General features: G+C 45.4%; 16 protein-coding genes, 2 pseudogenes and 1 CRISPR repeat array. Of the genes and pseudogenes, 10 read left to right on the top strand and 8 right to left on the bottom strand.

Annotated features, from left to right (window positions below; all coding sequences use genetic code 11):
* Positions 1-1,398, top strand: a 1,398-nt coding sequence (locus JGK20_RS22630) for an ATP-binding protein (protein WP_293232223.1), incomplete at its 5' end; no start/stop codon positions are given.
* Between the two features lie 433 nt (positions 1,399-1,831).
* Here the strand turns inward: JGK20_RS22630 and JGK20_RS22625 are convergent.
* On the bottom strand, positions 1,832-2,110 hold the full coding sequence (locus JGK20_RS22625) for a hypothetical protein (RefSeq protein WP_293220441.1): 279 nt from the start codon (positions 2,108-2,110) through the stop codon (positions 1,832-1,834).
* 353 nt (positions 2,111-2,463) lie between these two features.
* Here JGK20_RS22625 and JGK20_RS22620 point away from each other — a divergent pair, with 353 nt between their 5' ends.
* Both JGK20_RS22620 and JGK20_RS22615 read left to right on the top strand, forming a co-directional pair.
* Entirely contained in the window at positions 2,464-3,195 is a 732-nt protein-coding gene (locus tag JGK20_RS22620) for a sucrose-phosphate phosphatase (RefSeq protein ID WP_293175578.1), read from the top strand.
* 127 nt (positions 3,196-3,322) lie between these two features.
* Positions 3,323-3,676, top strand: coding sequence for a DUF6464 family protein (locus tag JGK20_RS22615; RefSeq protein WP_293204475.1), 354 nt, complete (start codon positions 3,323-3,325; stop codon positions 3,674-3,676).
* 86 nt (positions 3,677-3,762) lie between these two features.
* Here the strand turns inward: JGK20_RS22615 and JGK20_RS22610 are convergent, their stop codons facing one another.
* From JGK20_RS22610 to JGK20_RS22585, 6 genes and pseudogenes are all read right to left on the bottom strand, one after another.
* Positions 3,763-4,113: a hypothetical protein gene (locus JGK20_RS22610; protein WP_293175574.1), complete on the bottom strand. Its 351-nt coding sequence runs from the start codon at positions 4,111-4,113 to the stop codon at positions 3,763-3,765.
* 76 nt (positions 4,114-4,189) lie between these two features.
* Complete coding sequence (locus tag JGK20_RS22605; protein ID WP_293175572.1) at positions 4,190-4,498, bottom strand: DUF1830 domain-containing protein; 309 nt, start codon at positions 4,496-4,498, stop codon at positions 4,190-4,192.
* Between the two features lie 1,073 nt (positions 4,499-5,571).
* Complete coding sequence (locus JGK20_RS22600) at positions 5,572-5,958, bottom strand: response regulator (RefSeq protein ID WP_293154432.1); 387 nt, start codon at positions 5,956-5,958, stop codon at positions 5,572-5,574.
* Between the two features lie 263 nt (positions 5,959-6,221).
* A complete protein-coding gene (locus tag JGK20_RS22595) occupies positions 6,222-9,674 on the bottom strand; it encodes a PAS domain S-box protein (protein WP_293175570.1) in 3,453 nt (1,150 codons plus the stop codon).
* Between the two features lie 232 nt (positions 9,675-9,906).
* Positions 9,907-10,276: direct repeats of the CRISPR family, unit length 34 nt; unit sequence TGTCAACTGTCAACTGTCAACTGTCAACTGTCAA.
* Between the two features lie 56 nt (positions 10,277-10,332).
* Positions 10,333-12,183: pseudogene (locus JGK20_RS22590) on the bottom strand (response regulator); the annotation flags it as partial.
* A 445-nt stretch (positions 12,184-12,628) separates the two neighbouring features.
* Complete coding sequence (locus JGK20_RS22585; protein ID WP_293175564.1) at positions 12,629-13,915, bottom strand: chemotaxis protein; 1,287 nt, start codon at positions 13,913-13,915, stop codon at positions 12,629-12,631.
* A 426-nt stretch (positions 13,916-14,341) separates the two neighbouring features.
* Here JGK20_RS22585 and JGK20_RS22580 point away from each other — a divergent pair, with 426 nt between their 5' ends.
* The 4 genes from JGK20_RS22580 (at position 14,342) to mrdA (ending at position 20,348) form a co-directional block, all read left to right on the top strand.
* A complete protein-coding gene (locus tag JGK20_RS22580; RefSeq protein WP_293232221.1) occupies positions 14,342-16,993 on the top strand; it encodes a GAF domain-containing hybrid sensor histidine kinase/response regulator in 2,652 nt (883 codons plus the stop codon).
* A 19-nt stretch (positions 16,994-17,012) separates the two neighbouring features.
* Complete coding sequence (locus JGK20_RS22575; RefSeq protein ID WP_293232219.1) at positions 17,013-17,378, top strand: four helix bundle protein; 366 nt, start codon at positions 17,013-17,015, stop codon at positions 17,376-17,378.
* Between the two features lie 105 nt (positions 17,379-17,483).
* Positions 17,484-18,170, top strand: a complete 687-nt coding sequence (locus JGK20_RS22570; RefSeq protein WP_293175844.1) for an N-acetylmannosamine-6-phosphate 2-epimerase — start codon at positions 17,484-17,486, stop codon at positions 18,168-18,170.
* Between the two features lie 360 nt (positions 18,171-18,530).
* The gene (gene mrdA / locus JGK20_RS22565; protein ID WP_293232217.1) at positions 18,531-20,348 is read left to right on the top strand and encodes a penicillin-binding protein 2; all 1,818 of its coding nucleotides are present in this window, start codon (positions 18,531-18,533) and stop codon (positions 20,346-20,348) included.
* A gap of 364 nt (positions 20,349-20,712) precedes the next feature.
* On the opposite strand, the gene JGK20_RS22560 is transcribed toward mrdA, so the two are convergent.
* Positions 20,713-20,940: a hypothetical protein gene (locus JGK20_RS22560; protein WP_293208670.1), complete on the bottom strand. Its 228-nt coding sequence runs from the start codon at positions 20,938-20,940 to the stop codon at positions 20,713-20,715.
* Between JGK20_RS22560 and JGK20_RS22555 the strand changes: the two genes are divergently transcribed.
* From JGK20_RS22555 to JGK20_RS22545, 3 genes and pseudogenes are all read left to right on the top strand, one after another.
* Positions 20,939-21,268, top strand: coding sequence for a pentapeptide repeat-containing protein (locus JGK20_RS22555; RefSeq protein ID WP_293214196.1), 330 nt, complete (start codon positions 20,939-20,941; stop codon positions 21,266-21,268). The two genes, JGK20_RS22560 and JGK20_RS22555, sit on opposite strands and share 2 nt — an antisense overlap.
* A 12-nt stretch (positions 21,269-21,280) precedes the next feature.
* A pseudogene (locus tag JGK20_RS22550) lies at positions 21,281-21,616 on the top strand (pentapeptide repeat-containing protein); the annotation flags it as partial.
* Between the two features lie 130 nt (positions 21,617-21,746).
* Positions 21,747-22,049, top strand: a 303-nt coding sequence (locus JGK20_RS22545; protein WP_293232215.1) for a pentapeptide repeat-containing protein, incomplete at its 3' end; no start/stop codon positions are given.

The raw sequence follows: 22,049 nt of genomic DNA, 5'->3' as shown, positions 1-22,049 counted from the left end.
ATCAACTCTCGCGACATGACGGCGCGCAGACAAGCAGAGTACCGCCTCAGCAAAATCAACGAGTGCTTTTTGGGATTCACCACCGACGCGGGCTTGAACATTCAGCGCCTGACATCCTTAGCCGGCGAGCTTTTGGGGGGCAGCAGCGCCATCTACAGCCACGTCGGTGGCGGGCTGCTGCGCGCGATCGCGACTTGGCAAGCGCCGCCCGATTACCCAGAGGTCGATCGCGCCGAAGGCCATGTCTGCACCGATGTCTGCCACCAAGCCAGCGATCGGGCTGTGGCGATTCCTGACTTGCAGAACACGATCTACGGCGAAATCGATCCCGCTGTCATCCGCTACCAACTCAAAAGCTATCTGGGACAAGCAGTCAGGCTGGGTGAGAATTACGTGGGTGCCGTGTGCGTAGTCTACACCGAGTCGATCGCACCCACAGAAGCCGACTGCAAGCTGATCGGAATTATCGCTGGGGCGATCGGAGTTGAGGAAGAACGGGCTGCTGCTGCCGATCGCGATCGACAAAAATCCCAGGAATTGCAAACAGCTTTGCGCGAATTGCAACAAACTCAAATGCAATTAGTCCAAACCGAAAAAATGTCTTCCCTCGGGCAAGTGCTAGCAGGAATTGCCCACGAAATTAACAACCCAGTTGGCTTTGTCGCCGGCAATCTCTGCCACGTCCGCGGCTACGTTCTCGACTTGCTAGACATCGTGCAGATGTATCGAGAAGAATTGCCGAATCCCCCAGCCAAAATTCAGAAACAAGCTGAAGATATAGACTTAGAATTTTTAGCAGAAGACCTGCCCAAATTGCTAAATTCGATGCACACAGGATGCGATCGAATTGTAGAAATCATTCAAACTCTCCGCAATTTTTCCCGGGCAGACGAAGCTAAATTCAAGCCTGCCGACCTTCACGAAGGTTTAGAAAGTACCTTGTTAATGTTGAACAGCAGGCTAAAAGCCAAGGCACACTGGCAGGGAATTGAAGTAATTAAAGAATACGGAGAACTGCCAAAAATACCATGTCATCCCGGACAGCTCAATCAGGTATTTATGAATATCTTGGCAAATGCAATCGACGCTTTAGAAGAAAGCAGCAGCCCAGCCACAAATACCCCCAATTCAATTTTTCCAGCAATCACAATCAAAACTGAAATGATTGATAACAATAGAATTTATATTCGCATCTCAGACAACGGCCCGGGAATTCCCCAAGATAATATCGTGCGTTTATTTGACCCATTTTTTACCACAAAGCCCGTAGGTAAAGGCACTGGTTTGGGTTTGTCAATTTCGCATCAAATTGTGGTTGAAAAACACAAAGGTAAATTGCAGTGCCTCTCGGAACCTGGGAAAGGCACTGAGTTTATCATCGAACTTCCAATTCAATAAGAAATGAGAATTAAATAACTTATAATCTTTATTGTTCTTGTGGGATGGGCGTCCCCCCCGTCCTTTCTGTACGGGCGGGACGCCCATCCCACTTTCAAGAGTGTAAATTATTTAATATGCGATCCTAAGCTCGTTTCTTCCACCTTGTACCATATTCGATCTAATACCAAGAAAAAAAAATCGTTGTTTTCTCAAATATTTTCGTGCTTGGCGTCGCTCGATTTTCGCTCTTTTTTTGGTACGATATTTCTGCGACGCAACCTACAGATACTAATCATATCATGTCCGATCGATTACCATAACAAAAATGGTTTGTAGTGCGGACTTCAGTCCGTAAAATGCTGCGGACTGAAGTCCGCACTACAAACCTTTCGTAGTCCGGTTAATCCAGCGGACACCATATCAGTCATTCCCAAATCTAAAATCTCAAATCCTATGACTTCTGTCGCGTCTTGTTGTATACTAAGGAGATCAGAGGTGTCAGTCTGGCTGCTAGTTTCGGCACTGTACCGACTTCAGTAGCTTTTTCAGACTGAGGAAAGTTTGTAATTTCTAACTCATTTGGGGGCAATTTACGAATTGCCCCCTTACTTTTGGGGCTGTTGCTGCGATCGCCCGCGTGCTGTATCTTGTCATAAAGCTCGATCGACAATTCAATCAATCCGCCAGCCCTTCTCCCCGATAGCTGCGACACTTCCACCTCAACCCCCATCAGCCTTTCGTCTGACAGACTCCCTCGCTAGCGCAACTTCTGGACTTGAGTTATCCTGAACCTAATCCATTGTGGCAGCTTGACGCCCCCTGTCGCACCACAAACCAACAAAAGATCACAAAAACTAAGATAATTTTATTCTTGTAATTAAGTCTTGTAATTAAGGAATTACCAGAAACAATTGGTTGAAAGCCCGCCCGCCCGATCGGGAGAAATTAAAATCAGACTATTCATTAGTCCAATCCTCGGACTTCCTTTGTCAAGTGTCCTCAATCGGTCAACTATCAACTGTCAACTGTCAACTGTCAACTGTCAACTGTCAACTGTCAACTGAACAATTCCCAATTATCAAAATGAAATTCTTATTAGTGACAGATTTAGACAACACATTAGTCGGAGATGACGAAGCAACTCAACTTTTAAACCAGCACTTGCGATCAAAGCGATCGCAAATTTGCTTAGTTTACGCTACCGGGCGTTCCCATGCTTCAACCTGCGAGTTAATTTCCCAAAAGCAACTGCTAGCCCCCGACTATACGATCGCAGGTGTAGGCAGCGAGATTTACCAAAATGCCACCCTCGATTTAGATTGGGCGGAATATATTTCTCAAAACTGGGATAAAATTGCGATCGCCTCTTTAGCTCAACAGTTTAAGCAGCTTAAACCCCAATCCCTAACAGAACAAAATCCTTGGAAAATCAGTTATTGTCTGGAACCAGAAGCAGACAACAGCTCGATTCTCCAGGAATTGCAGCAAAAATTAACCGCATCGGGACTAGCAGCTCAAATCATTTTTAGCAGCAATCGCGATCTAGATATCTTACCAAAAACTAGCAATAAAGGCAATGCCCTAACTTATTTACAACAGCGCCTCCAAATTCCATCGGACGCAACATTAGTTTGCGGCGATTCTGGCAATGATATTAGTATGTTTGAACAGGATGTTCGGGGAATAATCGTTGCTAACGCTATGTCAGAACTCTTAGCATGGCATCGCGAATATGGTACTGAAAATCATTATTTAGCTGGCTCTGCTTGCGCTGGGGGAATCCTGGAAGGAATGACTTATTTTTGGAAATTTTGATGGTATAAAAGGCCATTAAAGGTTCGTAGTGAGGACTTTAGTCCTCATAAGATCAGAGGACTGAAGTCCTCACTACAAACACGGAGATTGCGATACCATCAGCTTGTACTCGCTTGTCGCACCGCACATGGAACAAAATACTTTACCAGTAGAAGTGATTCTCTCTCACTCCCGCCAATCCCTAGGGAACATTCGGCTGGATTGGACGCCACAACCGGGGAACTATCTGGATTTAGAGGGAAAAACCTACGCTGTCTTGGAACGCCACCACCGCTATCAACTCAAATCCGGGCGCTACCAACTGCAAAAAATTGCCTTGTACGTGCAGTCTGCCGCACCGCCGACGGAAAGAACATTTGTCAGCGGCATCTGGGTTATCGGAGTTGCTAGCTGCCACTTTAACGCTCGATCGGAAATTCTGCGCTGTGCTGTCAACCCCAATGGCCCCTGCGAGGGCTGCCGCGATTACCAAAAGTGTTGAATGCAAGCTCTGCGTACAGACAATTTTAGCTCGATCGGGCGATCGAGAGTGCCGAGGATCTCGGCATCTCCCTCAATTACCGAAAACTATCTAAACCAACTACCAACTCTAGAATCGAATTTAACTTCTTCCCGAACGCGATAATCTACCTTCTGATAGCTGTGCAGTAAGTCGCGAATGCCAGTATGAATCAAATTTTCTATCTGTAGCAACTGTTCTGAAGAACAGCGAACCTGAACTTTTTGGTTCGCTGACTCGCCGGAGTCGATCGCAGTATATTTATTAGGAACTCTGCTCAGCACGTAAGCAATTAAATCCTGCCGCAAGCCCGAGTGTGAAAAAACCTGTTGGTGGGGATGGTTGGGATAAGACCCCAAGATAATTTCTACTTCCTCTGTGACTACGCCCAAGGTGATATTGACAAGATTTTTCTGCATTTTCCCAATTTCCCAAATACTACTGAACTTAGATATTTGTTGCCCCCGATCCAGTTCGTCTCATTTCTCCGGAACTTTAGCGCGCTAATACCGCATATTTTGCTTCCGGAATAACCCGATCGAACTCAGAACTTACCTCTTCTATAACCCGCAGCACGTAGCAGGGAATATTGTCCGATAAAATAGCACTTGCCACCGCGCCTGTATGAATTTCTAATACTGCTGTTGCCGCAGCTTCAAACATCATTCGCTGCCCCGGAAACATCACTCTTTCAAAGTACCAATTAGGAATGTTTCCAATCCGCAAAACCTGAATTTGGTTAGTAGCATTGGCGTAATAGCACAAGATTTGGTTGTTACCTTGAGAAGATAGCTGATATGACATTTGAGAAATCTCCACACTCTTTAAAAAACTTACTCAGACTTCGCTTTGCCTATTCGTCGCAATTGCGAGTTTGGCTGTTGACAAAATGACCTACTTATTTTCTCGACGTTATTCGACAGCACGAATCACATCCTCAGTTATTAATTTATTTTTGATTGATTTTTCCTGCCAACACTTAGAATACTTGCACCGAAACCAGTTTTTTCCGGTTGAAAAACCCAGTTTGGTTGGTATGCAGTGCCTAACCCCTGATTGATTCAGGTTGATTGTGTTGTCGCACTCCTCAATCAAAAGTACCGTCACTCACCAAACTCTCCTGACAACAGGTTTGTTTTTTGGCAGCCGGATGCTACTGAGAGTGCGACCTTCACTTGAAGAACCTGGGATAAACATTATCTAAAAAATATGAGGAAATTATGAAGATCGTCATTGTTTTAAATCAATATATTTTGCTCAAAGCATGGATTATAACACTTAGGCAGAAACCGGGTTTTTCCCTACCAACTTCGCTGTATTAGGGAGTATGGCTTAAACCATTTGGTCGATCGAGCAACAATCTGTAATTTATACAACAGTAATCTAAGTATAAATACGCATAAAGCCGATCGACTTTATGGGCAACAAAAGACCCCGACTCCCTGAGGTTATCTCTGGAACTTCTAGGGAATCAGGGTTTGAAGTAACCAATCACCGATCGATCTCAAAGCTAAATCAAAAAAATGAGGAAATTCTGAAAACAGCCCGAAAACTTCGACTTTCCGGGACGGAGAAAGTCGGTTCACCAAGATAATTGCGAGATTTTAGCAAGAGGCTGAGAACCATAAACCGGATTTCCGATCGCCATCCGGCTTAAATTCCCCGTTAGATCAAATCCCGTAGCATCGGAATTAATATTACCCACAGAAAGGACACGGCAGTGCCGTGTCCCTACAATAAATGCTTGCGATGGTTATATTTCTCGATCGCGCGATGGCAAGAGAGCAAGAGAGCCCGTGCTACGATTATTTTGCGGCGCAAGAAACGGCATTGCCGTGTCCTCCTTTGCTGAGAGTTAACAGTCAACTTTCCCCAGCTTAAAGCAACGTTTCCCAACCCAAAATTCCCGCAACTTGCTGCGCCAAACTCAAAGGATCGAAAGGCTTGGCAATCACCCCTGCTACCCCCAAATCAGCAAACTCGTTCAAATCCATCGCCTGCACCTTAGCCGTCAGAAAAATCACCGGAATCTCTCGAGTAGTCGCATTTTTTTGCAGCAAACCAAACAAAGTAACTCCGTCCATATCGGGCATCATTACATCGAGTAGAATAGCATCAGGGACTTGAGTTTCAGCTAAAACCAATCCTTTGCTGGCCTCGGGCGAAATCAGCACCCTCCAGCCACCTAAATGTTCTAGACAAGCCTGAATCACGCTACAGAGGTTTTGTTCGTCATCGATTACCAGAATCTGCTTTGCTGACATAATTAAAACCCTTATTTTAAATTAATCATCGTAAACTGAAAGAAAACTTATATCAATTCCGGCTGCGCTCATACATGATAGAGGAAAGGAGACGGCTTAGCCTTAGTCCCTACCCCAGATTAATTGTAGGGACTAAGGCCAAGCCGTCTCCTCATTTCGGCTAATAATTCCGATGCGATTTGATATTAGTAGGGTGGGCAATGCACACCGATACGCAGTGCCCACCCTATATAGAGTGCGTGCGTTCAAGACTGAAAATAATCTCAAAACTTCTCCCCTTCGCCTTCGGGCGGTGCAGGCACTGTGAAATAGAAACTCGTGCCTTCAGAGACAACACTTTCGGCCCAAATTCTGCCTCCGTGCTGCTGCACGATGCTGCGACAGATAGCCAAACCCAAACCCGTACCTCCTTTTTGGCGGGAGTCAGAACCATCGACCTGTTGAAACCGTCCAAAAATAGTTTCTAGTTTATCAGCAGGAATCCCCCTCCCTCGATCTTTGACTTCAAATAAAACCCGTGAAGCGTAGCTATCCCGTAGGGAATCGACCAAATCTTCAACCCTGACAGTTACTGTACACCCCGGAGCCGAAAATTTAATCGCATTGCTCAACAAATTTACCAGCAGTTGCACAATCCTGTCCGGGTCAGCCCAAATTTGTGCCGTTGCGGGCAAAATCGACAAATTAATCTTATTTTCAGCAGCCACAGACATCACAGCTTCCGCAGACTTCCGCATCAAAACCTGCACATCGCACCACTGCTTAACAATGGTAACTTGGCTCGAATCGAGTCGCTCTAAATCGAGAATATCGTTGACCAAACGCACTAACCGTTCGGTATCGCTTGACGCAATTTCTAACATCTGTTTGGCAGTTTCCGGTCGATCTTTGAGCACCCCAGCCGCCAGCAAACCTAAAGAACCGCGAATTGAGGTCAGCGGCGTTCGCAGTTCGTGGCTCACAATGGAAATAAACTCATTTTTCATTTTTTCAATTGCTCGACTTTCTGTGATATCTGTGACTGTGCCGACGTAACCAATTAGTTGACCTCCATCGGCAAAAATCGGAGCTGCTTTTGCCCGACCAAACCGGATTGTTCCATCTGGCTGGATGTGGCGGAATTCGCAGGAAAGTTCTTCACCAGGCGATCGCAATTCCGACCACTTAGACTGAATTAGTTTGATATCTTCGGGGTGAACAAACCGCATCCAGCCGTCTCCTAAAGCTTCTGCGGCTGTGAAGCCACCAATTGCTTGACAGCGCGGATTTGTATAGGTACATTTCCCCTCAGCATCTATTTTGAAGATGCCGACAGGAGAACTCTCGCTCAGAGAACGAAATAAAGCTTCGCTTTCCCGCAGTTCTGTTTGAGAAATTTCTAGTTCTCTGGTGCGCTGCAAAACTCGCATTTCTAAGAGTTCGTTGAGCTGTTGGAGGGCGGCTTCAGCTTGTTTGCGATCGCTAATGTCGCGCTGCACTGCCACCCAATGGGTAAACCAACCAGTTTCATCTGCGATCGGCACAATGCTCAATTCTACCCAAAATTCCGTCCCGTCTTTGCGGTAATTGATCAAGTCAACCCGCACCGGCTGCCAGGTTTCCAAAGCTCTCCGAATGCGATCGAGACTTGCCCTATTTGTTTTTTCTCCTTGCAAGATGCGCGGCGTTTTGCCCACAACTTCTTCTAGCGTATAGCCGCTCATCCGCGTGAAAGCTGGGTTGACATACAGAATTCGCGGGCCCGGTTCGTCAATCGGTTCAGCTTCGGTAATTAACACCGCGTCGTTAGTCGTGGTGATGACTGATTCCAACAAATGCAACTGTAATTCTTTAGCTTTGCGATCGCTAATTTCTGTAACTGTGCCCACCATCCGCACAGCTTCGCCCGTTTCGGTGTAAAAAAACTTACCTTTCCCTTCCATCCAGTGAATGCTGCCGTCGGGCCAAACCACGCGGTGTTCGTGACAGAAATCCGATCGCTCGGCGAGGGCCTGATTCCTAGCATTCTCCAAAGCTTTTAAATCTTCCGGGTGAACGCAAGCTGCAAAACTTTGATCTGTTCCGCCAAAAGTTCCAGGCGCCAATCCAAACAACTCTTCATGTTCCCTCGACCAAACCATGCGATTTTTCTGTATGTCCCAGTCCCAAAATCCAATTTTGGTAGCCGACAAAGCTAAGTTGAGCTGCTGGTTAATTTTCCGCAACTCAATGCTAGCAATAGCAACTCGCAGTTCTCGGGCAATTTCGATTTCGCAAGGCAGCCAAGGCAAAGATTTTGACCTCACAGTTTCTTGCCACAACTCAAAGGAAGTGCGAGGAGACATCAATGGGGTGCCATCCGGTTTAAATTCAATTGGCCAGTCGGGTTTGCCTGCCCAGTTGACAGTTTGAATTGCTTCGGGACGGAACCACAAAATGTAATAATTTTGCATCTCGGATATGGCAAGCACCAGCAAACCGCTAGCAATTTTCTTGAATTTCTCCGATGGCGGATACAGTTTTGAGAGAGAATCTGTATAAAAAACATCATTATTTATTTGAGGTTTTATCCAAGCTATTAAGTTTCTGATTTCTCCCAATTCTGGGGTTGTGCCAATGGCTGTTAGATTTTCATTGGCACAGACAACTCCACCGATAGCGCCCACTAATGCCAGCAATTCATCTCGGGATTTAAGTAAACCTTCTACAAAGCAGTGTGATTGAGAAATTTCAGCGATGAATTTATGGCAAATTTCTTTTAAATTAATTGCATAGTCCCGGTCTTCGCTATCTTGTTTGTAGCTGAGTTCTAGATTTACAAACTTTGCTACCAGTTCGCAAGCCGTTCTGGTTTCGTAGTTGATATACTTTGGTGTTCGGTGGTGACAGGCGATCAATCCCCAGAGTTTTCGATCTTTGATTAATGTCACGGTCATGCTAGCGCCAATGTTCATATTCTTGAGATATTGAACGTGGCAAGGCGAAACTGTTCTCAACAAAGATAAGCCCATATCCAGGGGGCGACCGGTCAGCGGATTGCACTCAGGAATTAGTTCTACAGCCTGATAGTGAATATCGGGAATAAATCGAATTAAATTCATGGTGAACTGCTTTCTAGCCTGCGGGGGAATATCCGCAGCCGGATAGTGCATTCCCAATAAAGGAGCCAAATTTTCTGCTTTATCTTCGGCGACGACTTTTCCCGCACCTGTGGCATCAAATTGATAGACGATCGCCCGATCGAACCCAATCATCCTCCGCACCTCTTCTACCACTGTCTGACACAGCAATTGCAGGTTTGGCGTGTTGTGGATTTTGTCGATCGGCTTTTGGACTAAATGATAAGAATTGAAATAATTGCTCGCTTTTGGGGAAACAACCTGCTCTAGTTCAAAAATTAATACCGAACTTAATTGATACAGCGTCCCATGAAAAAAAGACTTGCGGTTTGGAATTTTGAATGATAAGCTGATATCGTTAGTTTGATTGCTGTTTTCACATAAAGCTTTTTGAATCGCCTTAATTTCCTCAGTCTCGACAAATCCATGTAAAAACTTGCCCAAAAGTTCTTGCGGGTAAATGCCGATCGCCTTAAAAGTATTATTGCTAACTTGCAAAATCTTCAACACAGTAGATTCCACCACCAACAGGATGCCGTGAGGTTGAATCGAAGCCGGAGCGTAAATTAATTCGCAGTCGGTGTCATCGCGATCGCCTTTCTCTGACGTTAATACCATTGCTTTCATTTGATTGTGAACATTGATCTAAATCAGCCTGTATTGTTAAATGACCGGGCTCTCCATCCCTCGACGCCATCGCGTCCGAATCCTAGAATTTAATAATCCCAAGTTTTGGCGAAAGCTTACCGGCGTTTCGGACGCCCGCTGCATCATTAGGTGTCAACAATCGCCTAACAACTTTTGTATCTATCGTTTACCGTTGAGGCCAGATCCCCCTCTTGCGGTCAACTGTCAACTGTCAACTGTCAACTGTCAACTGTCAAACGATTTTGGATTTTGGATTTTGGATTTTCGATTGGGGATTGAAGATTTTTGATTGTCAACTGTCAACTGTCAACTGTCAACTGTCAACTCTTCCTTCTTCCTTCTTCCTTCTTCCTTCTTCCTTCGTGTCAACTGTCAACTGTCAACTGTCAACTGTCAACTGTCAAACGATTTTGGATTTTGGATTTTGGATTGGGGATTGGGGATTGAAGATTTTTGATTGTCAACTGTCAACTGTCAACTGTCAACTGTCAACTCTTCCTTCTTCCTTCTTCCTTCGTGACAACTGTCAACTGTCAACTGTCAACTGTCAACTGTCAACTGTCAACTGTGTCAGAGCAAGTTTGTGTCGGAGTTGAGTCCGCTCCAAACGATTCAGGATGCGAGCAATTAATTCCGGTTCCACGATCGGCTTATTCACGTAGTCATCAGCACCCGCGACAAACATTTGACGCACTATTTCCGACTCAGAATGAGCAGTCAAAAATAGCACGGGAAGCTTGCTCCAGCGCAAATCGTTCCGCACCGCCAAACACAGCTCGATACCACTATAACCAGGCATCTCCACATCTAAAATTAGTAAATCTGGACAAGTGGTTTCGAGTACCTCCCAGAACTTTTCGGGCCGCTCTAATGTTGTGACTTGCAATCCCCAAGGTTGTAGAATCATTTTCAGCGCAGCCAATAGATGCACATCATCGTCTACTACCATAACTTTGGCTTCAGAAGCGCCTGTTTGGTCGAGAACCTGGGCGACTGCTTTGAGTATATCTGCTGGGGAGATAGATTTATGTAAAAAGCCCGAAGCTCCCAAACGAGCAACTTCAATTCGATCGCTCAATTGATTGTTCCCGCTAAAAATCATCACTGGAATATCAGGTTTTTCAGTGCGGAGCTCGGCTAGGAGAGTAAGTCCGTTTTCCTGAATTCTGGAAAATGTCAAATCCAGTAAAATCGCGTCGGGAGGCTGTTGAGAAATCGCGCTTCTTGCGGATTGCCCAGATGTGGCAACTTCTATCTCAAAGCCCGAACCGGATGCTGCTGCTTTTAGTCGATCGCTCTGCAAAGTATCATCATCAACGATCAGAATGCGGCGCTTTTTGGAAACCGCAGTAACCAGCTCGCTTTCAGGTTCCGGCGGGCGATCGAATATCTGTTTGAGCAAATGCAGAAATTCCTCAATCTGCTGAGCAATCCCCGGTTTAAAGATGTTTTGGGCCTTGAACAACTGTTCGATCTTGCGCGCAACTTCCGAACCTTTCGGCAGCCCTAAAGTTCCCAAAGAACCGACTAATTTGTGAGCTTGCTCCTGGGCTTCCCGCCGCAGTTCGTTATCCAAGGTTCCGGTTTTCAGTTGGGCGATCGCGCGATCGAATATCACCACCTTTTCGATAAAATTAGCTTTTAACTTGCCCCGAATTTCCGCAACCACACTCAGGACTTGGAGACGGCGCTCATCGTTGCTTAATTCCTGGCTGTGTGCGATCGATTCAGCAGGTACATTTTCTTGACTTTTAGCAGTTTCTGCCGTATCCCGGGCAACTTTTGGACTCTCAATCTCCTCCGGCAGACTTTTGAGCCGGTAGCCCAATCCATACACCGTTTCCACTAAATCTACAGTCATCCCGGCTGCTTTCAGCTTGTGCCGCAGCCCCTTGATATGAGCGGTAACGGCTTCTTCTTGAGGAAATTCGCCCGCCGACCAAATGCGATCGAGCATGGCACTGCGGCTGAAAATGCGCCGGGGATTTCTCAGAAAAAGTTCCAGCAGATTGTACTCTTTGGGAGTCAAATGCAGAACTTTTTCGCCATAAGTTACTTCCGTAGTATCCGGGTTGACTTGCAGTTTTTCCCAAGTCAAACTTGTACTCGACAAACTTGCCTTACCCCGGCGCAGCAAAGCCCGAATTCGAGCAATTAATTCTTGGAGATTAAAGGGTTTCACCACATAATCGTCTGCACCCGCTTCTAAACCTTGAACTCTATCGTTACTGCTATCTAGCGCTGTCAGCAATAAAATCGGCATTTGGCAGCCGGACGATCGCAATTCCCGACACAAACTAATACCGTCGAGTTTAGGAATCAGCACATCCAAAACAATCAAGTCGTAATCGTAGGCTTGTGCCAACTGCAAGGCTGTTTCGCCGTCTTCCGCCGTATTCACATTGTAATTATGAGCATTCAGCGCTCTGGTCAGCAAATTGATTGTAATTGTGTCATCTTCTACTAGCAAAATTTTCATAAACCTAGCCTGTTATTTGACCAATTCTTGTGACTTTAAATCAAAATCTTGTGATGCAAATAGCGTTGCCTAACTCTTAATTTATTCGTATTAACCTCCTTCAAACAAATAGTATTGTGCAAATTGTAAAATTGTTACTTTTTATTTTTTCAGACCAACCGCCCCGACGATTATGAAGTTCTTGAAACACGAGCTTTTTTCCAGATATCACGACGATAACTCAAGGCGTCTTCCTTTTTCCTTCTCCTTCTCCTATATAGCGGTTCTCAAGCGTAGTGAGTATGCCCTGTTTGGCCGATGCCTCATGCCCCATGCCCCATGCCCCATGCCCTATGCCCCATGCCCTATGCCCTGTTTGGCCCATGCCCCATGCCCATTCGTACCTCATATGAGAGCTAGAAAGGCTATACATATCGAAAAGTTAAATCAGATGAGCCCTAGAATTTTAGGGCTTTTTCGACTTCAGCGCCTGCTGAATTTTTTGAATCAGATATTGCGATGAATCTTGCTGCTTAACTATATCTTCCCATTCAGAAATTTCAGCTTCAGCGTCTTCTAAATCTTTAACTAAAGAATGAGCAACAACACTTTTTTTAACTCCCAAATTTTCTTTAATGGCGGTCGGTGAATTGAAATCTTTTTCCGCTATTAATTCCTCCAACTCTAACAAAGCCATTTCCGCACGATCGATCTTGATGGTCACCGATTTAGCTACATTAGCACCCGCTCTTGCTGCCTCCGTGAGTTCGTGAACCCGAAGTTTAAATCGGCTGGCAATTTGCTCGATTTGGGTCCCCAATTCAAAAGTTTTACTTGCCAGTCTGCCAATTTCCAAACTCACCTTGCTCAGACCGCTGGGCTGATTTCCCATTTGATTGGTAACTACAGCCACCTGTACTGCTAAATGCCTGACTTGTTCGATCGCCTCCCCGATGGTTCGGGAAGTGCGGTTAACCGTTTCTAAATCATTAGCTATTGCTTTGCTAATACCCAAAATTTTCTGTGTATTATTGCAAATAGAATTAGCACCTTGAAAAGTAGCTTGAAATGCTTGGCGGCCTTCTGAAGAAATTAACTTCGCAATCCTCACAAATCGCTGATTTATTTGAGAAATTTCTTCAGCTTGTTTGACCAGTGTCACTTGCTCGCGACTCGGAGTATTCTGCAATACTTGGGCTTGAAGGTGTTGGGATTTTAGCAACTCCTGGCATTCATAAAATTTTGCCTGTTCTTGTTGAATGATTCCCATATATTTCTGTCTTTCTACTCTGTATTTTTGAATAAGCTTGTTAGCTTGAGCTAAAATTTTAGACTGGGCAATCACCAGAGTCCGAACGTCCAAAAGGCGGAAACTCTGATTGTCCATTACCACAATAATTGGTTCATAAATTAAATCTTTATGCCTGTTGAGAGACGCTTGTACGGCATCCTCAACTTTCCAGTTTTCCTCCATCAGCAAAGGCGGTATTCTCATAAAATCTAACAAGGCTCGAATCGGATGCTGACCGTAAATTTCTACGCGATCGGGGAGACTCATTTGTTCTCGAAATTTGACGCGAGAAATCATGCCCAATACCTGTGATTCGTGAGTAATAATCACTCCCGGTAGGTCTGGTTCTTGCTCGAATCTTTGAGCCACTACCTGTCCTGGAGTTGCAGCACTGACTTGGAAGTGGTGACACGGCAGATGTCCGATCGTGAAATCGGGGGTGAGTTGAGTTGGATTGCTCATTTACCCGGATAGTGTTAAGTAGAAGTTAACAAATTATATATTGATATTATACTGGATTAAGATTGTTTAAAGTAGTCAGCAACCCAGTCTTAAAAGAACTGAGCTTGTAAGAGTAATATCTCGCAAGCTGTGTTGACCAGCCTCAGCCTTAACTGGCTACGTTATTTGAGTCACGACACCGCAGAAAAACGGATACAAGCGCGCGACTTAAGTTGCGAGCAGCCCAAAATCTTAGCTCGAAGTTCCTGCTCCGGTGATTCACGAAGCTGCAAGTAAATCTAAAATCTAAAATCTAAGATCTAAAATCGACTGACTTCTTTGATCTCAAGTCTTTTGGAGCGGCCCCGTCTGCTGCGCCCCTGGTTCCCTCCCCAAAACAGCGGCATTCATATTTTGTCCTTTAAAACAACCGGGAAAATACCTAGATTGAAACCAAAAACCTTAAATCGAACTTTGCCGATCGCAACCTTTGAGGCTGCTTACCAGTTGTTAGAGCAAATGGCTGAACTCCCGGGGGCGATTTGGCTCGCCGACGATGCGATCGCCAATCCTGAAAATGGGGAAGGAAACTCGTCCCAAAGGTTTGCAGCAGTGGTATCAGCTCGGTTTAGCGCGCTGCTGCGGGGCGAGGCATTAGATGAGTTGGCAACAAACGGACGCAAACACAGTGAAAAACATCTCACTTCGCAATTAAATGTGGATTTGACTTTCGATCCAGGGGCGATCGCCAAATTCCTCTCTCCCCTCGCAGACAAACTCGCAGAAATAACGCCCGCACCGCCAAGACAAATTGACATTCGCGCCCTCAAACAAGCAATTAACAACATACAGCCGAACTCGGCAATTTTGCAAAGCGAATTCACCCTAAATTTGCTGGATCTTCTCGCTACCGATGCCAGCAAAAACAGTCCCCTGCCCCTAAAGCTCCCAACAGAAATAGAGGGAAACTCAGCGTTAAAACCGATCGCTCCAGAAACGCTACACCACCAGATTGCCGAAGCCGTCAATCACTTACAAATTGCCAGTCCCTGCATTTCATTTTGTCAGTCTGTGGAAGATGCTTTGCAGCAGCAGCTAGAACAAGAGCGACTTTTGAATCAGGTGACAACTCAAATCCGCCAGAGTTTGGAATTACCAGTAATTTTGTCAAAAGCAGTTTCGAGAGTGCGAGAGTTTTTGGATGTCGATCGCCTGTTAATTTATCAATTTGAAAAAGTGCCAGCCCCCCACCATGCCGAATTAGGTAAAGAAATACCTATGGCGGTTTCTGGCGAAGTCAAAGAAAATCCCGGTTCTTACTTGTATTTAGGTCGCGTTACCTACGAAGCTTTAGCCAGCGATGCTATCTCGTCTGTACTGAATTTTAGTGAAGGCGCCCAGTGTTTTCCCGATGGAGTCATTGACAGAGAGAAATATCGCAAAGGTTTGGCTTTGTGCGTCACTGATGTGGAAATAACTTACTCTTCGCACTCTTGTTTTTTAGAGTTGATGCGGCGGGCGAAGGTGCGGGCGAAGTTGCTAGTACCGATCGTAGTTCAAGACGAATTGTGGGGGCTGCTAATCGCCCACCAGTGTACTGTGTGCGAGTGGGAAGAAAGCAAAAAAACATTTTTGCGGCAAATAGCAGAACATTTGGCGATCGCCATTTACCAAGCCGAACTTTATGCAGAAGTCCAGCAGCAAAAGTGTACCTCTGAACAGCGCGTCATAGAGCGAACGCAAGAACTGCGCGATGCCCTTGCTACCGCCCAGTCTGCCAGCCTCGCCAAAAGCGAATTTTTGGCAGCTATGAGCCACGAATTGCGGACTCCCCTCACCTGCGTCATCGGCATTTCGGACACGCTGCTGCGGTGGTCTTACGGCAAAGTTGGCACCAAAGAAGTACCAATTGCCAAACAGCGACAGTACCTGCAAACTATCCGGGACAGCGGCGACCACTTATTAGAATTAATTAACGATATTTTAGATTTATCGCAAGTAGAAGCAGGAAAAGCAGTATTAAAAATTAGTGAATTTTCAATTTCTAAATTAGCTTCTCAGAGCCTGCACGCCTTCAAAGAAAAAGCTATAGCTAAAGGCGTGGAACTCGTGCAAGAACAGCGGATCAAACAAGAGTGCGATCGCTTCACCGCAGACCCGCGCCGCTTGAGACAAATTCTGTTCAATCTTTTAGGAAATGCGATTAAATTTACTCCCGAAGGCGGGCGAATCGTCCTGCGAGTGTGGGTGACAGAAGATAAAACTCGGACGCCAGCAGTGCGACAGCCCGGTACTGCACCCCCAGGTAGCACCGCTGTTTTTCAAATCAAAGATACCGGCATTGGAATTCCCGAAGATCAGCGATCGCTCTTGTTTCAAAAATTCCAGCAGTTAGATTCCCCCTACCGCCGCGAATACGGCGGCACCGGTTTGGGATTGGCATTGACCAAACAATTAGTAGAACTTCACGGCGGCGCGATCGAAGTCAACTCTACAGTTGATGTTGGCTCTACTTTTACAGTTTTTATACCAATGCAAACTAAAAGCAAAGATGAATCCACAAAATTCAAATATGAAAAATCGAATTCATCTTTACCGCTGCACTCTTCCTCCTTGCGGGGCAGCCTCGTCCTCGTAGAAGAAGATGAAGAAACTGCCATGCTGATTTGCGATATCCTGACAGCCGCAGGAATGCAGGTAGTGTGGATGATTGAAGGCTCGGCGGCGGTAGAACAAATTGAACTTTTGCAGCCCAATGCTGTGATTGTGGATATGCGTTTACCCGGGATGAACGGCTGCGAAATAATTCAACAACTTCGCCAAAAACCCGCTACTGAAAATCTCAAAATTCTGGCTTTAAGCGCTAAAGAAATTCCCGCAGATGAAATATCTTTTGTGACGGCGGGAGCTAACGATTGTTTGGCTAAACCGATTCACCCCGAGCAATTGCTTGACAAAATTCTTTCTTTAATGGGCATGGGGCATGGGGCATGGGGCATGGGGCATGGGGCATGGGGCATGGGGCATGGGGCATGGGGCATGGGGCATGGGGCATGGGGCATGGGGCATGGGGTATGGGGCATGGGGCATTTAATATAATTGAGTTTTTGAGGTAATTATGGGAAGACCTGATTTTGAGGAATTAGAAGTTTATAAGTTGGCGGAAAGTTTGGCGAATCAGATTTGGGAGATTGTTAAAAAATGGGATTACTTCACAAAAGATACGATGGGCAAACAGATAGTTCGGTCTGCTGATAGTGTCTGTGCTAATATTGCTGAAGGAAGAGGTCGTTATAATGATCAAGATAATCGGCGTTTTGTAAAAATTGCCAGAGGCTCTTTGTACGAAACCGTAAACTGGTTAAGATTAGCCTATGCTAGACACCTTATCACCAGCGAAGAAGTAAGCAAAATTAAACCAATTGTTGATAAATTACTACCAAAACTTAACGCCTATTTGAGTTCAATAGGACACAGGGAATAAATTACAAAAAAAGCCCAATTCCCAATGCCCTGTTTGCCCCATTCCCATGCCCCATGCCCCATGCCCTGTTTGCCCCATTCCCCATTCCCCATTCCCCAATTCCCCATGATTAACTGTCAAATTCCCACAGGATTAATTGTTTCTTGTCAAGCACCTGCTGATTCGCCACTGCACGATCCGATCGTGATTGCAGCAATGGCTCGCACCGCCATCAATCGAGGGGCATCGGGCGTGCGGATTGACACCCCGGCTCACGTTGCAGCGGTGCGACAACAGGTATCGGCTCCCGTAATTGGCATTTGGAAGCAGCAATTGGCGGGATGCGAGATTTACATTACTCCTCGGTTTGAAGACGCACGGGCGATCGCACTTGCAGGAGCAGATATTATCGCCATTGACGCGACTTTGCGAAACCGCCCTGCTGGCGAAGACTTAAAGACGTTAATCGATCGCATTCACAAAGAATTAGGGAAATTAGTCATGGCGGATGTAGATACTATAGAATCTGCGATCGCCGCTGCTGAAGCTGGTGCAGATACTGTCGGTACTACTCTTTTTGGCTACACACCCCAAACAGAAAGTTTCTCGCCGCCCGGATTTGATTTGCTAGCGCAAATGGTAGCAAAGCTCAAGATTCCCGTTATCTGCGAAGGCGGAATCTCTGGGCCCTCCATGGCTCAAAAAGCATTGAATTTAGGAGCAACGGCTGTTGTTGTCGGTGGAGATATTACTGGAATTGATATTAAGGTGACAGCCTATGCGTCGTTCATTCAGTTGACAGTTGACAGTTGACAGTTGACAGTTGATCTGTTGTAGGGGCAGTGCCCCCGTGAGAGCCCTCTTAGTTGACAGTTGACCGCTTGAGGGCAACCTCTACCTGGAAGTCCGAGGATTGGAGTAATGAATCGTCTGATTTTAATTTCTACGCCAAACCCAGAGGCTTTCAAGCAATTATTTATGCTAATAGGAAAATAAATAGGAAATTGTAGAACAAGAACTGTACGGGATTTTACGTATTTATGTATCTGCCAATAGGCATATTTATGTCGGTCACTAAAGAGCTAAAAGTTGTCATCGCTGTATCCTCCCCGAAATAATCCGGATGAGAATTAGATCTGCCTGTTAATTCAATCAAAGAGCAGATTAATTAATATGGCTAGCGATTTTTCTTTTAACTCTAAAGTCCGATTAAACAAAAATACCTCGGACAATCCTGCACAGCAACGGAGTCGATCGCTCCAAGTGATGATTTTTATGCTGATCGTTACTACATTAGTGACGATGCCGATGTTTCGTCTAGCCGAATTGCAACTGGTACAGGGAGCCTACAACCGACAGCGGGCGGAAAATAACCGCATTCGCCCTGTCTCAGTCGCAGCGACTCGCGGTCAAATTTTAGATCGCAACGGCAAAATTTTGGCGGCCAACCGCGTATCGCGATCGGTGTATTTGTGGCCAAAAGAGCGATCGGCAAAGGATTGGCAAGAAGTCGCGGCTACACTGAGCCCGATCGTCAAACTTCCCGCCACCGAAATCATCAAAAAAATCGATGTAGCCGGCTACAAATCAGCCCTGCCAGTGCGAATTAGTAAAGATATCGATGTCGCTACTTTCGTCGCTTTGGGAGAACAAAGCAATACTTTGCGGGGAGTTGAAATTCGCGCCGAATCGAGCCGAGACAATCCCAACGAGCAATTAGCAGCTCACCTTTTGGGATACGTCGGCGAAGCTAGTTTGGATCAATTAAAAGCTAATCCAACATATCCGATGGGCATGATTGTCGGTCAGATGGGAGTAGAAAAATTAGTTAATCCTACATTAGAAGGCGTTTGGGGAAACCGCTTAATCGAGGTGAATGCTAAGGGCGAGGAAATCCAGGATTTAGGCGTAAAAGAGCCTATTCCCGGCAAACCCGTGCAGCTAACTTTAGATTTAGATATGCAAAAAACTGCCGAAAAAGCTTTGGGCGATCGCCTGGGTGCCGTTGTAGCGATCGACGTGAAAACCGGAGCGCTTTTAACAATGGCTAGTTGGCCGACATTTGACCCCAACATTTTCACTCGCAAGGTGACTCAAACAGAATGGGATCGACTGCAAGGGCCAGAAAAACCATTTTTAAATCGGGCAGTTCAAGGCTATCCAGTCGGCAGCACTTTTAAGATTGTAACTTCTGTCGCAGGGATGGAATCGGGCAAGTTTTCTCCTGACTCGACTTTAGTATCATCTTCTTCAATTACGATCGGTGGCATTTCTTTCAACGAACACGGCGCGGGTCAAGGTGTTATCGGTTTTCGCGATGCTTTGGCCTTTAGCAGCAATACATTTTTCTATCAAGTAGGCATGGCGGCAGGCCCGGAACAAATGTCGAAATGGGCGTCTAAAATGGGCATTGGCGGGACGATTAATTTAGATATTTTGGGGATAGACGGCGCCAATCACGGTCAAGTGCCCACGCCAGCAGAGAAAAAGAAAATGTACAAGGAAGATTGGTATGTGGGCGATACCGTCACAATGGCGATCGGTCAAGGCTTGGTACTTTGCACACCCCTAGAATTAGCAGTTATGCTATCAACAATTGCTAACGGCGGTTCGCGAGTGCAGCCGCACTTGTTGGCATCTCAAACCAATACACCCCTCACGAAAAAAATCCCCACAGGAATTAAACCTTCTACTTTAAAGGTGATTAAAGAAGGATTGATGGACGTGGTGAAAAAGGGTACAGGCCGCGGTCTGAATGACGGTACAATTCCTTTAAGTGCTGGCAAGACAGGGACTGTGGAAATGCCAGGTCATCCTGACAATTCGATGTATGTGGGTTTTGCTCCCGCTGACAAGCCGGAAGTTGCGATCGCAGTTATAGTCGAAGGCGGAGGATTTGGTGCCGTCTCGGCCGCACCAATTGCTCACGAAGTATTTAAAACCTATTTTCAAAAACAAGGTTTTAAACCTACTAACAAGCCTTTCAAATAATAATTGATATTATAGCGAATCTAGCTCTCATATGAGGTATGTTGTTGGGCTTGGGCCCTATACGTCTAAGCGGTTATCGAGCTGTCAGTTATACCTCATCTTTTTGAGAAAGGCTATATGCCCTGTCAATTACGCTAAAAACCGTTTCTAGTGAAGACTTTAGTCACACCGTGTCAATTATCAGCCCTAAAAATGGTTTGTAGTGAGGAATGCAAGTCCGCATCCAAATCCGAGGACTGAAGTCCTCACTACAAACCAATCTTATTATGGTCGTTCGACGGGACATGATATTAATTCTTGACTGCTGACTGTTAATATTTTGTCAAGTAAGGTGCTCCCGCGCACCTTACTGTTGTCAATGCACTCAAAAGTTTTCTCCAACCAATCGTCTCACCTCCAAAGTCGATAAATTCATCATTTGCGCCACCTGTTCCAGATTCATCCCAGAATTTAAAACTTGAGTTAAGAGCGATCGCAAAGCTGACTCCGCTGCCAGCCGCGCTTGCTGTTCTTCCTTGTGAGCCTTCAAAGATTGAGTTATTTTAGTAGTATCAACATTTTTATTCTCAACAGATTCTAGAAATAAAGTCATGAACGAAGAAGAAGAAGCAGAATGGATCAGAATATGCAACAGTAGAAAACAGGTGTGGTTAGAAGAAGTGCTCAGGCGCTATGAGGCAGGGGAGAGAGACTTTTCTCTAATTCAAGTGTACTTGAGCGACGAGCAATCTAAGGAGCGCTACTTAAGTGGAGTGAACTTGAGTGGAGCTAACTTCAGGGAAAGTGACTTGCTACATCTGGTTTTGTACGGACAAGGAATCAATTTTAGTGGCTCAGATTTGAGCGACCTTGACTTGGCCCGCGCACATTTTGAAGATGCGGATTTGAGTGGGGCTAACCTGAGCGGAGCTTGTCTGTAGCGAGCTAACTTTGGCAGAGCGGATTTGACTGGGGCGAACTTGACTCAGACCGATTTGCAGGAGACTAAGTTTTACGACGCGAATTTGAGTAGAGCAAACTTAAGTGGAGCCGAGATGATTGAGACAAGTTTTGATGATGCTAACTTAACCGATAGTGATTTTAGGAATGCTAAGTTTAAAAATAGAGTTAGTTTTTCTCGAGCTGACTTGACGAGAACTAACTTTTTTGGCACCAAGTTGGATCTGGATGAAATTAGAAGTCACAAATCTGAAATGGCTATTTTTACAGATGCTCACTTTAAAGATACCATCATGCCCGATGGTACTATTGGGAACAGTGAAGACTAATTCATAGCTACTATGGCATGAGTTGATAAAAAATTGCTCCCGAAGTAAGTATTTGCTAGTTTTAAAACATTAAGCTATTTTAGTAGAATCAACATTTTTATTATTGTCAACAGCTTCGAGGAATAAAGTCATGAACGAAGAAGAAGAAGAAGAAGAAGAAGAAGAAAAACGAGAAGCAGAATGGATGAGAATATGCAACAGTAGAAAAAGGTTGTGGTTTGAAGAAGTGCTGAGGCGCTATGACGCTGGGGAGAGAGACTTTTCTCTAATTAAAGTGAACTTGACCGGCGATCAATGTAAGGATGGTTACTTTAGTGGAGTAAACTTGAGTGGGGCTAACTTCAGGGAAAGTGACTTGCAACGGCTAGTTTTTTACGGACAAGGAATCAATTTTAGTGGAGCAGATTTGAGCGACCTCGACTTGGCATACGCG

The organism is Microcoleus sp. PH2017_05_CCC_O_A (assembly GCF_020738785.1).
Classification (GTDB): Bacteria; Cyanobacteriota; Cyanobacteriia; order Cyanobacteriales; family Microcoleaceae; genus Microcoleus.
This window is presented reverse-complemented; position numbering and strand designations above follow the sequence as displayed.

Bases quoted from the DNA above. Each gene is read 5' to 3' on its own strand.
- JGK20_RS22625 (WP_293220441.1), bottom strand. From the start codon at position 2,110: ATGGGGGTTGAGGTGGAAGTGTCGCAGCTATCGGGGAGAAGGGCTGGC.
- JGK20_RS22620 (WP_293175578.1), top strand. From the start codon at position 2,464: ATGAAATTCTTATTAGTGACAGATTTAGACAACACATTAGTCGGAGAT.
- JGK20_RS22615 (WP_293204475.1), top strand. From the start codon at position 3,323: ATGGAACAAAATACTTTACCAGTAGAAGTGATTCTCTCTCACTCCCGC.
- JGK20_RS22610 (WP_293175574.1), bottom strand. From the start codon at position 4,113: ATGCAGAAAAATCTTGTCAATATCACCTTGGGCGTAGTCACAGAGGAA.
- JGK20_RS22605 (WP_293175572.1), bottom strand. From the start codon at position 4,498: ATGTCATATCAGCTATCTTCTCAAGGTAACAACCAAATCTTGTGCTAT.
- JGK20_RS22600 (WP_293154432.1), bottom strand. From the start codon at position 5,958: ATGTCAGCAAAGCAGATTCTGGTAATCGATGACGAACAAAACCTCTGT.
- JGK20_RS22595 (WP_293175570.1), bottom strand. From the start codon at position 9,674: ATGGTATTAACGTCAGAGAAAGGCGATCGCGATGACACCGACTGCGAA.
- JGK20_RS22585 (WP_293175564.1), bottom strand. From the start codon at position 13,915: ATGAGCAATCCAACTCAACTCACCCCCGATTTCACGATCGGACATCTG.
- JGK20_RS22575 (WP_293232219.1), top strand. From the start codon at position 17,013: ATGGGAAGACCTGATTTTGAGGAATTAGAAGTTTATAAGTTGGCGGAA.
- JGK20_RS22570 (WP_293175844.1), top strand. From the start codon at position 17,484: ATGATTAACTGTCAAATTCCCACAGGATTAATTGTTTCTTGTCAAGCA.
- mrdA (WP_293232217.1), top strand. From the start codon at position 18,531: ATGGCTAGCGATTTTTCTTTTAACTCTAAAGTCCGATTAAACAAAAAT.
- JGK20_RS22555 (WP_293214196.1), top strand. From the start codon at position 20,939: ATGAACGAAGAAGAAGAAGCAGAATGGATCAGAATATGCAACAGTAGA.
- JGK20_RS22560 (WP_293208670.1), bottom strand. From the start codon at position 20,940: ATGACTTTATTTCTAGAATCTGTTGAGAATAAAAATGTTGATACTACT.